The sequence below is a fragment of the Deinococcus ficus genome (assembly GCF_003444775.1).
Classification (GTDB): Bacteria; Deinococcota; Deinococci; order Deinococcales; family Deinococcaceae; genus Deinococcus; species Deinococcus ficus.
The window spans coordinates 222,415-235,732 of sequence record NZ_CP021081.1 but is presented as its reverse complement, the minus strand read 5'-3'; the positions used below and the strand labels follow the sequence as shown (position 1 = coordinate 235,732).

The following is a 13,318-nucleotide window of genomic DNA, read 5'->3' as shown; positions in this document are numbered from 1 at the left end:
CACGTGGCAGGACCCTCAAGGGCAACAAAGAAGAGGCCACAGGGGCCTCTCCGGGAAAGTCAGGAACAGGGGGTGAGTGTCCTCAGCGCATCAGCCATTCCAGCGCGGTCTTCATGAGCAGGTTGCGGCTGTTCGGCGTCAGGCCCTCCATCCCGAAGCCCATGTTCACCGTACGGTAGTTTCCGGCATTGTTCACCACGATCGCCCCGGCGTTGTCCCCGGCACTCTGCGCGGTCACGCGGGCCGGCACGCCCAGCAGCTGGCCGACCAGCTGCCCGAGGGTCGCAGGCGCGCGGTTCACAGGCTGCGTGCGGCCGCGGGGATCACGCTGCTTCTGCGTGGCGCGGGCCTTGTTCGGGTCCTGCTTGAGGCTCTGCGCGGTGATCGTTCCAGCGGTGGCGTTCGCGCTGCCCCAGCCGGCCACGGTCGCGCTGCCGTTCAGGTCGGCGATCACGTCCGGGTAGTACTGGTTGCCGGCGCTGCCCTGAGCGTTCAGGGTGAAGGCCGTGTTCCCGAAGGCGCCGGTCGTGACGAACTTGGTGGTGCCGCTGCTGTCCGCCAGGAAGCGGGTCTTGAGGAAGTTCGTGTAGAAGGCACTGGTGCCGATGTCGTACCCGATGTCCTGGCCGGTGACGATCAGCTTCCCGCCGCCCTGCAGGTACTCGGCGAGGGCGCCCTGATCCGCCCCGGTGATGGTGTTCTGGTACTGGTCGCCGGTGGCCCACACGACCACCTGCGCGCGGCGCAGTTCACTGAGGGGCACGTTTCCCTGCGTCTGGGTGTTCCAGACCAGCGCACTGGCAGCGTTCGCCTTGATGGCGTCGCGCAGGGCGGCGGTCACGTCGGTGCCCTGTCCCATGTCGTCATCCACGAGCAGCACGGTGGGCTTGGTGGCCGGGGTGCTGGGCGCCGGAGCAGGCGCGGGGGCCGGGGTGGGCGCGGGCTGGGGTTTGGGTGCCGGGGCAGGGGCCGGTGCGGGCGTGGTGGCCGTGCCGGGGTTCTTGATGAAGCAGGCCTTCCGGGTGTTCGGAGCCGGATCGGTGCCCCACTCAGCCACGGTGCACATGAAGCTGTCGTCGGTGCTGGTGCCGCTCACGAAGCGGCCGTTGATGCCGAAGGCCACCTGCTTCTGGGTGGCGCCGGTGCAGCGGCTACCTTCCCAACCGCAGAAGGTGAAGCCCGCGGGGCCGGTCGGAATGGCCGGGGCTGGCGTCGGAGCGGGCGCAGGAGTCGGGGCAGGTGTAGGCGCTGGGGTAGGCGCAGGAGTGGGAGTCGGGGCCGGGGCAGGCGTGGGGGCCGGTGTCGGAGCGGGTGTGGGCGCCGGAGCAGGGGCCGGAGCGGGCGCCCCGGCGGAAGCGCCGAGCTTGCCGAGGGCGCCGGGCAGGCTGATCAGCCCGTAACCGCTGTTGTTGTTCTTGCTGCCGGCGTTGCTGGCGCTGCTGTACAGCGCGTTCTTGATGGCGTCCACGCTCGTGCCGGGTTTCGCGGAGAGCATCACGGCCACGGCGCCTGCCACGATGGGGCTGGCCTGGCTGCTGCCGCTCTTGGCGCCGTACGCGCCGTTCGGGAAGGTGCTGGTGATGGCCGTGCCGGGCGCGACGATGTCGGGTTTCACGAACACGCCGCTGATCTTCCCGGTCCAGTTCACGGGGCCGCGGCTGCTGTAACTGGCGACCGAGCCGTCCTGGTCGATGGCGCCCACGCCGATGGCCTGCGGGAGGTTGCCGGGGCTGCCGGTGCTGGCGGGGGCCGGGCCGAAGTTGCCGATGGCGAACACGGGGACCACGCCAGCCTTGAGCATGTTGTCCACCGGGGTGATGAATTCCTCGAAGGTGCCGGGGATGCCCAGGCTCATGTTCACGACGTCCGCGCCGTCGTCGGTGTTGGCGTTGTTGTCCGGGTCGAGGACGTACTGCATGCCGGCGATCACCTGCGCGAAGGTGCCCTCGTTGTTGGGGAGGACCAGGGCGCTGATGACCTTGGCGCTGGGCGCGACGCCCACCTTGCTGCCGACCAGCAGGCCCGCGGTGTGCGTGCCGTGGTCGGTGGTGTCGCGGGCCGCGCCGGCCTTGCGGTTGCCTTCCGCGTCGAACTCCTGGAAGGCCTTGAGTTTCCCGGCCAGTTCAGGGTGATCGGGGTCAATGCCGCTGTCCAGGTGGCCGATGGTGATGCCCTGGCCCTTGAAGCCGGCGGCCCAGGCGGCGGGCGCGCCGATCTTCTCCAGGTGCCAGGGGGTGCCGCTGGGCGCGTTCGCGGCGCTCAGGGCGACCGCGCGGGGAATCTGCACGCGGAAGTTCTCGAACACCGCCTCCACGAACGGCAGCTGCGCCATCAGGCGCGCCTGCACGGGCGTGAGGGGCAGCAGGACACTCTCGTCCAGCCACAGCTGCTTGACGAGGTTCTTGTACTGCGGCGCGAGCAGGTTCACGCGGTCTTGCAGCTGCTTGCGCATCTGCTGGAAGGAAGACCGGCCGCGGGTGGTGTTCTCGATGCGGAAGCGCACGATGACGGGCTCGACCTTCTGGCTGCCGGCCTGGGCTTTTTTCAGCAGGCCGGGGGACAGCGTGCCGGCGTCGGCGCTGCCCAGGCTGCCCATGGTGAGGGCCAGGCCGAGCGCGGCCACGCCGGCCCGGCGGCCCAGCAGGCCCATGCGGGTGCGGTGTTTCGGTTCGGGAGTCATGCCGCCAGGGTAGCCGCGCCCCTGTGACGCCCCCTGAATGGAGCGTGAGGACACCTTGACCTCTCATCAGGACACCGTCAGTCAGCGCGGCGCCCGGACGGCCTCAGCGCACGCGGGCCACATGACGTTTGCTGTTCAGCTTCCGGTCCAGTTTGCCGTCCCGCATCAGCAGGCCCAGCAGGCTGTAGGAAAGGTAATCCTTGGAGCCTCCGCCGTAATCGCTGCGCAGCCCCAGCAGGCTGGCCGTTTCGGAATTCGTGACCCCCTGCGGGTTGGCCTGCGCGAACTCCAGCACCGCGCCCTTCAACAGCCCCAGCCCCAGCTGGGCTTTTTCCTTCACGCCGGACGGCACGGTCAGCGCCGGGCGCTGCCGGGCGCCCAGGCCGGAGGGGAGGACCGTGTTGGTGAGCAGGCCGCCGCTGGCAACGGTGCCGAATGCCGCGATGAGTTCCGCCTCCAGACGCAGGGCCTGAAGCTCGGAGAGGTCCTCTACGAGTCGGCTGACGAGCACGTCATGACCGCCGGCCTGAATCTCCTGAATCCGCTCGCCTTTCGGGGTGGCGTCCACCCGCACGAGGTGATCGTGCGCCCGCGTGCCCGTACCCTTGCCCACGTAGAAGGGCGCCGCGGGGGAGGTCCGCGGGTCCTTCAGGGCGTACACGTAGTAGGTGCGGTCCTCAGCCATGCCTGACTGTGGCACAGCCCGCCGCGCTCAGTGTTCGAGGGTGACGTGGGGCAGGCGGCGGTCCAGCCAGGCGGGCAGCCACCAGTTCCACTTCCCGGCGAGTTTCAGGAAGGCGGGGACCATGACCAGCCGGACCAGGGTGGCGTCCAGCAGCACGGCCACCGCGAGGCCCAGGCCGATGCTCTTGCTGGCGACCACGCGGCCGAACATGAAGGCGGAGAACACGATGAACATGATGATGGCGGCGCTCGTGATGATGCGGGCGGTGTGGCCGACGGCCTTCACGACGGCCTCGTCGTTCGGGGTGCCGCGCAGGTGCTCTTCCTGCACGCGGGAGAGCAGGAAGATCTCGTAGTCCATGCTGAGGCCGAACATCACGGCGAACAGCAGCACCGGCAGGCTGGAGTCGAGCACGCCGACGTCGGTGGGAATGCCCAGCGGTCCGGCCAGGAAGCCGTTCTGCACGATTTCGGTGACGACCCCGGCGGCCGCGCCGACGGTGAGGGCGTTCGTGACGATGCTCTTGAGGGGGATCAGCAGGCTGCGGAAGGCGACCATCAGGAGCAGGAACGTCCCGGCGAATACGGTGAGGACCACGGTGGGGAGCGTGCCGGTGATGGCGCGGCTGAACTCCTGCCCCCCGATGGGGGAGCCGCCCAGCAGGTACGCGTACCCGCTGCGATCGAGGGTGGCGCGGATGCGGGCCTCGTACTCGGGGATCGCGTCGGCACGCAGCGCGTCATTCGGAATCACGGTCACGCGCAGGAAGGTGCGGTCCTGACTGAAGGAGCGCCGGGTGAGGGTGGTCATGGCGCCCAGGGCGTCCGTGCCGGTGCTGTCCCCGGCCTGCCGCAGGTCCTCGGGCGTGACGAAGGGACTCAGGACGGCCTTTACGTCTGGCAGGGCCTTGAGGTCGTTCACGACCGCCTGGAATTTCTCGCGGTCGTCGGGCGTGTACCGCTGGCCTTTCAGGTCCAGGATCACCTCGAACTGGCTGAGCAGCCCGCCGGCGCCGAGGGTGCGCACGTCGGCCAGGGCGTCGCGGCTTTCCACGCCAGGGGTGAGCGCCCAGGCGCCCGCGTACCCGATGCGCATGTTCAGGGCAGGCACCGAGAGCACCAGCAGCAGCGCGGCGCTGCCGAGCACGCCCAGCCAGGGGCGGGCGGTGACGCGGCGGGCGAAGGCGGTCCAGGCGGCCGAGGCGCCCGCATTCTGCGACCAGCCGATCTTCAGCACGCGGGGGCTGTTCACCCGGTCGCCCAGCAGGGCCAGCATGGCGGGCAGCGCCGTCAGGCTGGCCAGGACTGTTAGCAGAACCACCAGCACCCCGCCGATCCCGAGGCTGCGCACGAAGATCACGGGCGGCACGATCAGGCCGGCCATGGCGATGGCGACGGTCAGGCCGCTGAACGTCACGCTGCGGCCGGCCGTGAGCACCGTCTGCGCCGCCGCGGCGCGGCTGTCTCCGCCCAGGCGCCGCAGCTCCTCACGGAAGCGGTTGACCATCAGCAGGGCGTAATCGATCCCGGCCCCCAGGCCCAGCATGGTGATCACGCTCTGCGCGAAGGTGCTCACCTCCATCACGCGGGTCAGGCCATACACCCCGGCCATCGCCACGCTGATGCTCAGCACGCCCACCACCAGCGGCAGGCCCGTGGCGACCAGCGCCCCGAACACCACCAGCAGCATCACCGCGATCAGCGGCAGCGCCGCGAACTCGCTGCGCTTGGTGTCCGCCTCCGCGAACTCCGTGAAGTCGTCCGCGATGGCCTGCCCGCCTGTGACGCGCACGCTCAGGCCGTCCGTGCTGCTGGCCCTGGCGTAGTTCCGCAGTTCCCGCACCGCCTCGGTCGCGCCCTCCTCCAGCGGAATCTGCGCGACCGTCAGGGCCATGCGGCCGTCCTCGGACTGCGTGCCCACCGTCCCGGACCCCGCCGAGATCACCCGCGTCACGCCCGGCACGTCCTCCAGGCCGTCCACGAACGCCTCGTACCGCGCCTGCCCTTCCGGCGTGCTGAGCGGCGGGGTGCTGCGCGTGACCAGCAGCGCCATGTTCGTGTCCTTCTCCCCGAACTCGTCCCGCAGGATGTCCAGCGCCCGGGTGGCCTCCGACCCCTCCAGACCGCCGGCCGGGTCGGCCGTCAGGGCCGCCGGGGCCCGCGCGGCCAGCGGCACGCTCAGCAGGGCCACCAGCACCCACACGATCAACACGGCCCACGGAGCACGCGACACCAACAGGGAGAGAGCACGCATAACGCCCGATCCTAGAACACCCGCACTGACGAACAACCAACTCCGGCAGACAGTCCAGCGAACCCTGCGGCAGGAAGTTGCAACGGCGACAGGAACACCCGCGGCTCCGCGCAGGTAAGCGCACGGCCCGGCGCATACTGCCCCCGTATGCGCCCCCAGTTCCGTTTTGCTCTGATGTCCGGCCTGCTCGCCCTGCTCAGTCTGCCTGCCCTGACGGTGGCCCAGACCGCAGGCCCGGCGGTCCCGCAGACGGCGGCGGCCACCCCCCGCTGGGCGGAGCTGCTCTCTCCCACCCTGACGACCCGGCAGAAGGCCTGCGACGCCCTGGCCGCCTTCGAGAAGGTCAACCCCAGTCCGGCCGGGCAGAAGTACACGTCGGCCGAACTGCCCGCCGAGCAGACGGTCGGGCAGCAACTCACGGACCGCCGGAGCAGCCCTGGCGTGCCGGAGAGGGTGGTGGACAACATCCTGGTTCAGCTTCCGGCCGCGATCGACGCGGTCATCTGCGCGAATGCCGCCCGCGAGAACCGCACCGTGGACGTGAAGAACGTCCTGACGACCACGACGTTCTACGTGCAGACCGACATTGCGATGGTCCGCGACGCCCTGAAGTTCACGGCCACCCTCCGCTTCCTGGATCAGAACGGCAAGCTGCTCGCCGAAGTGGAGCAGCATCGTCTATCCAAACCCGCCGATCCCGCCCAGTGGGAGCGCCGGTGCGTGGAGGGCGAATGCCGCTGGCATGGATTCAGCCTGTTCAAGTTTGGATTTCCCAGAGACTCCGCCCAGGTCATCTCGAACCTGCATACCCTGCAACTCGTGTTCGACCGGGGGTACGGCACGGAAAAGCGCACTTATGTGGCGGCAGACTTCACGAGGACAGAACTGAAGGACTGACCACCCATCTGCCGGTCAGAACAGTTCGTCCAGCAGCAGGTAGTACGCGATCTTCACCTCGTCCACCAGCGCGCGGCCGTACTCGTCCAGCAGGCGCTCGGCGTGGTCCGGGCCGAGGTTGCTGCGGGTGCTGCGCCACGCCAGGGCGAGGTCCATGTGCCGGTCGGCGATGCCGGCGCGGCCCACGTCGATCAGGCCCTCCACGAATTCGCCGTTCACGATGAAGTTCGGCAGGCAGGCGTCCCCGTGCGTGACGACCAGGTCCTCGTGGACGGGCCGGGTGCGGACCAGCTCGTTGAAGACACTCTCCGGCGTGCGGCCCAGCCGCTCCTCGTCGAAGTCGTCGGCGTCCACCACGCCGCGGACGACGTTCTCCCGCGCGGCGTGCAGGCGCACGTCCAGCGTCTCCCGGAACGGGCAGTCCCGGATGGGCAGGGCGTGCAGTTCCCGCAGGGCGCGGGCGAGCAGGCTCACCATGCGTTCCGGGTGCAGCCGGGCGTCGTCGTCACTCATGGGAATGCCGGGCAGGCGCGTCATGGCGAGGAACTCCTGCCCGGCGTCCTGTTCGTAGGCGACCACCTGCGGCACCGGTACCCGGCCGGCCAGCCAGCGCAGCCGCTCGCGCTCCTGCAACAGGCTGCTCACGCTCAGGCCGGTGCGGGGCTGGAGCTTCACCACGAACCGCTGGCTGCGCCACACGCCCGCCCCGCTCTCCCCCACCGTCACGCGCTCCCAGCGGGCGGCCGGCAGCACCCGCCGGAAGGAAGGCGGAAGGTCAGGCTGGGCAGCAGCGAGAGGATCGGTCATGCCCGGCAGGATACGGGGCGATGCGAAGGGACGGGGGCTTATTCCACTGAGGTCGTCGCCTCCTGAAGGGTGGTTCTGAGCGCCTCCTCCAGGCTTTGTCCCCGAGCAAGCTGTTCTTCCAGAGCACGCTTTTTTTCGTTCAGGCGGGCATTGGCGGCCTGGATGCGTTCCAGGGCCTGAAGTTGCAGTTCCTGGACCTGAGCGGGACCGGGAGGGTGAGGTTGCGTGTGGCTGACCGTCATCAGCCGTGTGCCGTCCTGGTCGGCCTCCATGAGCATCCCCACCAGATTCTGTGCCTGAATGAAGTCCCGGGTTTCCTCCAGGGTCAGGCCCAGGGCCTGCCACTGCTGCACGCCACGCAGTTCGATCACGTTCTGCACGAAGAAGACGAAGCGTGCTCCGAGCCTGTAGGGATGCAGCAGGCCTTCGCGTAACAGGTGGCGTACGGTGGTCGAGGGTAGATTCATCAGAGCCGCGAACTGCCCGATACCTACGCCTCTTGGGTCCATCAGGGCGTCCAGTGTTTCCGCGCTCCCGCAGAGGGTGGTCATGGCGTCCCTCATGGAGGGGCTGGCATCCATCGCTCCCTGAAACGCCTGAACCTGGATCCGGAACTGCTCCCGGGTGAGTGGTGTCCTCATGGCTTGAGTCATGGGTGGGCCTCCCGCCCTCAGCGTTGTCTGTGCAGGCCACTGCACGTCAAGCCCGTACCAGACCATGACAGGGAGCGGAGGGCCATCCTGCGCCCCCCGCTCCCAGATTGATGTGCGGTCTTACTTGACCAGGCCGAGTTTGCGCACTTCGTCGCGTTCTTCCTGGAGTTCCTTGGCGGTGGCGTCCATGCGGGCGCGGCTGAAGTCGCTGATGTCCAGGCCCTGGACGATCTCGTACTTGCCGTTCTTGACGCGCACGGGGAAGCCGTAGATGAGGCCTTCGGGCACGCCGTAGCTGCCGTCGCTGGGGATGGCCATGCTGGTCCATTCGCCTTCGGGGGTGCCGAGGGCCCAGTCGCGGATGTGGTCGATGGCGGCGCCGGCGGCCGAGGCGGCGCTGCTGGCGCCGCGCGCTTCGATGATCGCGGCGCCGCGCTTGGCGACGGTGGGGATGTACTCGGTTTCGTACCAGGTGCGGTCCACCTGGTCCAGGGCAGGCTGGCCGTTCACGGTCGCCTGGCTCAGGTCGGGGTACTGGGTTGAGGAGTGGTTGCCCCAGATGGTGACGTTCTTGATGTCCTTCACGGCGCCGCCGGTTTTCTCGGCGAGCTGGCTGATGGCGCGGTTGTGGTCCAGGCGGACCAGGGCCGTGAACTGTTTGGGGTCGATGTCGGGGGCGTTCTGCTGGGCGATGAGGGCGTTGGTGTTGGCGGGGTTGCCGACCACCACGACCTTGATGTCGCGTTTGGCGACGGCGTTGATGGCCTCGCCCTGGGGTTTGAAGATGCCGCCGTTGGCGCTGAGGAGGTCGCCGCGTTCCATGCCGGCCTTGCGGGGCATGGCGCCGACCAGCAGGGCGTAGTCGGCGTCCTTGAAGGCGACCATGGGGTCGTCGGTGACGACGATGTCGTGCAGGAGGGGGAAGGCGCAGTCACGGAGTTCCATGACGACGCCGTTGAGGGCCTTGAGGGCGGGGGTGATTTCCAGCAGTTGCAGGATGACGGGCTGGTCCTTGCCGAGCATGTCGCCGGAGGCGATGCGGAACAGCAGGCTGTAGCCGATCTGGCCGGCGGCGCCGGTTACGGTCACGCGGGCGGGTTCTTTGGTCATGGGGGTCCCTCCTGGGGGTGAGATAGCGCCTGAGATTATCGCGCGCAAAGGTGAGCGCTGTCCCGTTCCCGGGTGGGGGACAGCCGCGCATGCCGGACAGGGGACATAAAAAAGACCCGCCGGAGGGGCGGGCGCGGAGGCTGGGAGGGTCAGTCGCCGATGGCGGGGTGGCCGGCGCTGCGGCCCGGGGCGCGTGCGGTGCGGCGCAGGGTGCGCAGGGTCTGTTCCCGGGCGAGGGCGCGGTCCTCGCTGCCCAGGCTGTACAGGGCGAACGCCACGAGCAGGGCGGTCAGCACGGTCATGAGCAGGAGGATGGTCATGCCTGGAGTATTCCCCGGTGGCCCTGAGCGGCGGTGACACCCGCCTGAAGGCCCGTGGAGCGAACGTTCAGGGGAGCGTCACCGGGCGTTCAGCGGGCCATCATGCGGGGTTGACGATTCTTGAATGTGTGAGCGTGCCCTTCAGGAAACGGGGCGAGGCGGGGTCAGAGGGGGGCGTCCTCCATGAAGGTCGGGGGGCGTTTCTCGCGCAGGCTCGCCAGGCCTTCCCTCACGTCAGGGCCGGTGAATCCCAGGAACTCCAGGGCGAGGCTGGCGTCGAAGGTGGGGCCCATGGCGCGCAGCCAGTTGTTCAGGGCGTACTTCGTCCAGCGCACGGCGGTGGGGCTGCCGGCGGCGAGCTGCCGGGCGACCTTCCAGGCGCGCTCCAGGTACTGATCGTCCTCGGCGCACAGGCTGACCAGCCCGATGCGTTCGGCCTCCTCGCCGGACACAGGCTCACCGGTCATGAGGTGGTACTTGGCCTTGTTCAGACCGCACAGCAGCGGCCAGATGATCGCGGCGTGGTCCCCGGCGGCCACGCCCAGGCGCACGTGCCCGTCCAGAATCCGGGCGCTTTTTGCGGCCACGCTGACGTCCGCGAGCAGCGCCACTGCGAGGCCCGCGCCCACGCAGGGCCCGTGAATGGCGCTCACGATGGGTTTGCCGCAGTTGATGACGTTGTACACGAGGTCCCGCGCTTCCCGCCACACGCGGGCCAGGGCCGTGAAGTCCGAGGCCATCTCCTCGATCAGTTCGAAGTCCCCGCCGCTGGAAAAGCCGCGGCCCTCCCCGCGGATCAGGACGCAGCGCACGCCCTGCGCGGCGTCGATATCGCGCCAGATGCGGGTCAGGGACTGGTGCCCGCCGCGGTCCACGCTGTTCAGCGTGCGCTCGTTGGCGATCACGACCTCCAGGATGCCGCCGTCATGAAGCGTGAGGTTCAGGCCCGGGTACGCGCCCGGGCGGGTGAGCTCGTGTGCCTGCATGGCAGGAGGCTACCGCACCGCCGCGGGCGGGCCGTTCAGGGCAGGCCGACCAGCCCGGCCGCGTTCACCAGGGCCACCGGGACCCCCAGTTCGGCCGCGCGGGCCGAGTCGGGCGTGCCGGGCGGACCGGCCAGCAGCAGCGTGGGCCGGGCGTCCAGGGCGATGCTGCCCGTGTCGTCCAGCCGCGCGAGGACCGCGTCGAAGGACCAGTCGTCGGCCCAGAGCCGCTTCACGGCGTGCAGGGCAGCCGTGCCGGGCGGCGTCACGGTGGCCGTCTGCGCGCGCGTCACCCCGGGCCGACGGGCGTGCATCTCCCCGTGGCTCAGGCCGGCGTTGCCGAGCGCGCGGTAGAAGATCTGCACCGCGTCGTCCAGCAGGGCACTGGTGCGCACCAGCGCCTGCGCCTGCACGGTCAGCGGCTCCAGGGCGTCCTCATCGATGCGGTGCGGGTTCACGGGCGCGAACAGCCGGCGCAGCTGCTCGGGCAGATTCGCCTGCCGGTAATAACCTTCCTCGAACGTGGCGGGAATCAGCATGCCGGTCACGCCGTGCGCGGCAAGCCGGTGCGTTTCCGCCCCCACCTCCGCTTCGGCACGGCGGGCCGCTTCAGCGAACGTCAGCATGCCCCGCAGCGTAAAGCATCCGGCCAACCTGACCGCGAACTGACCCGGTGAAGTCCCGCACGCCCGGCCCGCCAGGCCCCACCATAGGATGCGGCCCGTGAACGTCCCGGCCCGTCCCGCGCTGCTCCTCGCCGCCCTGCTCTCTCCCGCCGCGCCCCTCCTGACCGGCACCCTGCTGTCCGGCACGGCCCACGCCGGCACGTTCGCGTTCCCGGCCGTCCTGCCCCGCAAGGCCGACGGCTGGTACGCGCTGGGCGTGCAGGCCACCCGCGCCGGCGACCCCGGCGCCGCCGCCCGGGCGTTCGCGCAGGCCGCCGCCCTGAACCCCACCGCTGCGAACTGGCGCGCCCTGGCCGACGCGTACGTCGCGCTGGGCGACTACACCAGCGCCACCGACGCGTATACCCGCGCCGCCGCCCGCTACCGCGCGCAGGGCGACGGCGTCACCGCCCGCGCCCTGGAGTACAAGGCCGCGCCCTACCGGCAGACCATAGATGTCCGGCTGGTGACCGCGCAGACCGGCAGCACCCAGCCCCGCCTGGCGCGCCTGGAACCCGCCCGCGGCATCCTGCTCGGCGCGTACGCCCCGGAACTCAGCGTGACTGGCGTGCCGCCCCGCCTGTCCCCGGAACGGCAGGACTTCGCGGTGATCTTCCGCTACTGGGACCTGAAACCCAGCCGCAGCCCCGACGTGATCTTCCCCCACCGGCACGCCCAGGCCGCCCGCACCCACGGGCAGGCGCTGCACATCGCCCTGGAACCCGCCGTGCCGCTGCGGCAGGTCACCGACGCCATGCTCAGCGCCTTCGCGAAGGAAACCGCGAAAGCCGGCCTGCCCGTCTTCGTGCGCTTCGCCGCCGAGATGAACGACCCCCAGAACGAATGGAGCCGCGACCCGGCGCTGTACCGCAGCACCTTCCAGCGCCTCGCCCGCGCCCTGCACCAGCACGCGCCGAACGCCGCGACCGTCTGGATGCCCATGCCCGGCGACCTCACGAAAATAGGCCGCTACTACCCCGGTCCGGACGCCGTGGACTGGGCCGGCCTGAGCCTGTACAGCCTGCCCTTCGAGAACGGCAACGTCCGCGCCCCCCGCCTGAACGCCCATCCCCTGGACCTCGTGGACGGCTTCTACGCGCGCTACGCGCCCGCGCACCCCATCCAGCTTTCCGAGTACGCCGCCTCCCACCGCAGCGGCGCCGCCGCCAGCCAGGACCACAGCGACTTCGCCGCCCGGCAGCTGCGCGAGGTGTACTGGGGCGCCTGGATCCGCTACCCCCGCCTGAAGAACATCAACTGGCTGGACCTGAACATGCTCACCGGCGAAGCAAACGGCAAGAGTGCCGCCCGCCGCAACGACTACCGCCTGTTCGCCAGCCCCGCCAAATGGCAGGCCTTCCAGGACCTGAGGACCATAAACGCCTTCCAGCGCCGCTTCCAGAAAGCCTGCCTCACCTGCACCGTCAGCACCGCCACGCCCTGGCCCGCCCGCGTGCCCGCCCACACCGACCTCAGCGGCGTCCTGTGGCTCCAGACCGCCACCCCGCCCGCCCGCGTGCAGGTCACCGTGAACGGCCAGGACATCCCCACCGCCCCCACCCTCCCCCACACCTTCCGGTTCCAGGCCACGCCCGGCACGCACCGCCTGACCGTCACCGCGTACAGCGCCAGCGGCCAGCTCATGCTGAGAACCGAGAAGACCTTCCAGGCCCAGTGACGACGCCCGGTGAAGCGGGCAGGAGTCCTGGACTTGCGACGGTGTGGCGCCTGCCTACCCCGACCGGCGCCGCACCTCACCACCCGGGCGTGATGCGCTTGAACGTGCAGAGTTGCGTCCCTGTGATCTCCCCCGTCTTCAGGTAGTGGTCCAGGGCCTGCGGCCGGTCCGCGGAGCGGCCCGTGAATTCATGGGCGCTTCCGTCCGCCATGAACACGGGAATCCGGCACACGCCCATGGTGGGAGTACCGCGGGTGAAGTTGATCCGCAGGAGCGGGGCCCCCTGCGTGGGGCGCGCCATGTAGTCCACCAGGACGTCGCCGGACCGCTGATCTTTCCAGGTCCAGTGCCGCGTCCCGGCGTCCCGCAGCACAGGCTCACCCAGACGGACGGCGTAGCTCAGGGAGCTGCCGCCGGCCTGCACCTTCAGTTCCCATTCCTGCCCTTCGCGGAAGGGCAGCGGCTCCGCCAGGGAGACGGAGGGCGCGCACCCTGCCAGGGCCAGGCTGACGAAGGCAGCGGGGACAACAACCAGGGCGGGCCGGACCTGTCGCATACCGCTCCATGATGAGGCCTGCCGCGGGCGG

At 69.9% G+C, this 13,318-nt stretch carries 12 protein-coding genes; 2 read left to right on the top strand and 10 right to left on the bottom strand.

Going from position 1 to position 13,318, the window contains the following annotated elements; all coding sequences use genetic code 11:
* Nucleotides 1-82: 82 nt before the first annotated feature.
* The 3 genes from DFI_RS01090 to DFI_RS01080 form a co-directional block, all read right to left on the bottom strand.
* A complete protein-coding gene (locus tag DFI_RS01090; RefSeq protein ID WP_081425904.1) occupies nt 83-2,680 on the bottom strand; it encodes a S8 family peptidase in 2,598 nt (865 codons plus the stop codon).
* A 103-nt stretch (nt 2,681-2,783) separates the two neighbouring features.
* Nucleotides 2,784-3,365 carry a GIY-YIG nuclease family protein gene (locus DFI_RS01085; RefSeq protein ID WP_027463588.1) on the bottom strand — a complete coding sequence of 194 codons (582 nt, stop codon included), beginning with the start codon at nt 3,363-3,365 and terminating at the stop codon, nt 2,784-2,786.
* A gap of 27 nt (nt 3,366-3,392) precedes the next feature.
* Entirely contained in the window at nt 3,393-5,618 is a 2,226-nt protein-coding gene (locus tag DFI_RS01080; protein WP_027463589.1) for an MMPL family transporter, read from the bottom strand.
* A 147-nt stretch (nt 5,619-5,765) separates the two neighbouring features.
* Here DFI_RS01080 and DFI_RS01075 point away from each other — a divergent pair, with 147 nt between their 5' ends.
* Complete coding sequence (locus DFI_RS01075; protein ID WP_027463590.1) at nt 5,766-6,515, top strand: hypothetical protein; 750 nt, start codon at nt 5,766-5,768, stop codon at nt 6,513-6,515.
* A gap of 15 nt (nt 6,516-6,530) precedes the next feature.
* Here the strand turns inward: DFI_RS01075 and DFI_RS01070 are convergent, their stop codons facing one another.
* The 6 genes from DFI_RS01070 to DFI_RS01050 all read right to left on the bottom strand — a co-directional run bounded on the left by DFI_RS01070 (nt 6,531) and on the right by DFI_RS01050 (nt 11,014).
* Nucleotides 6,531-7,322, bottom strand: a complete 792-nt coding sequence (locus DFI_RS01070; RefSeq protein WP_027463591.1) for an APH(3') family aminoglycoside O-phosphotransferase — start codon at nt 7,320-7,322, stop codon at nt 6,531-6,533.
* A 38-nt stretch (nt 7,323-7,360) separates the two neighbouring features.
* Nucleotides 7,361-7,873 carry a MerR family transcriptional regulator gene (locus tag DFI_RS01065; protein ID WP_162899068.1) on the bottom strand — a complete coding sequence of 171 codons (513 nt, stop codon included), beginning with the start codon at nt 7,871-7,873 and terminating at the stop codon, nt 7,361-7,363.
* A gap of 222 nt (nt 7,874-8,095) precedes the next feature.
* The gene (locus DFI_RS01060; protein ID WP_027463593.1) at nt 8,096-9,085 is read right to left on the bottom strand and encodes a malate dehydrogenase; all 990 of its coding nucleotides are present in this window, start codon (nt 9,083-9,085) and stop codon (nt 8,096-8,098) included.
* A 149-nt stretch (nt 9,086-9,234) separates the two neighbouring features.
* Complete coding sequence (locus DFI_RS20030) at nt 9,235-9,405, bottom strand: hypothetical protein (protein ID WP_022800549.1); 171 nt, start codon at nt 9,403-9,405, stop codon at nt 9,235-9,237.
* A 164-nt stretch (nt 9,406-9,569) separates the two neighbouring features.
* Nucleotides 9,570-10,391: an enoyl-CoA hydratase/isomerase family protein gene (locus DFI_RS01055; RefSeq protein WP_027463594.1), complete on the bottom strand. Its 822-nt coding sequence runs from the start codon at nt 10,389-10,391 to the stop codon at nt 9,570-9,572.
* Between the two features lie 35 nt (nt 10,392-10,426).
* Nucleotides 10,427-11,014, bottom strand: a complete 588-nt coding sequence (locus DFI_RS01050; RefSeq protein WP_027463595.1) for a hypothetical protein — start codon at nt 11,012-11,014, stop codon at nt 10,427-10,429.
* Nucleotides 11,015-11,111: 97 nt separating this feature from the next.
* On the opposite strand from DFI_RS01050, the gene DFI_RS01045 reads away from it, so the two are divergent.
* Nucleotides 11,112-12,731, top strand: coding sequence for a glycoside hydrolase family 26 protein (locus tag DFI_RS01045; protein WP_051308017.1), 1,620 nt, complete (start codon nt 11,112-11,114; stop codon nt 12,729-12,731).
* Nucleotides 12,732-12,807: 76 nt separating this feature from the next.
* Here DFI_RS01045 and DFI_RS01040 read toward each other — a convergent pair whose 3' ends face one another.
* On the bottom strand, nt 12,808-13,287 hold the full coding sequence (locus DFI_RS01040) for a hypothetical protein (RefSeq protein WP_027463596.1): 480 nt from the start codon (nt 13,285-13,287) through the stop codon (nt 12,808-12,810).
* Nucleotides 13,288-13,318: the final 31 nt, after the last annotated feature.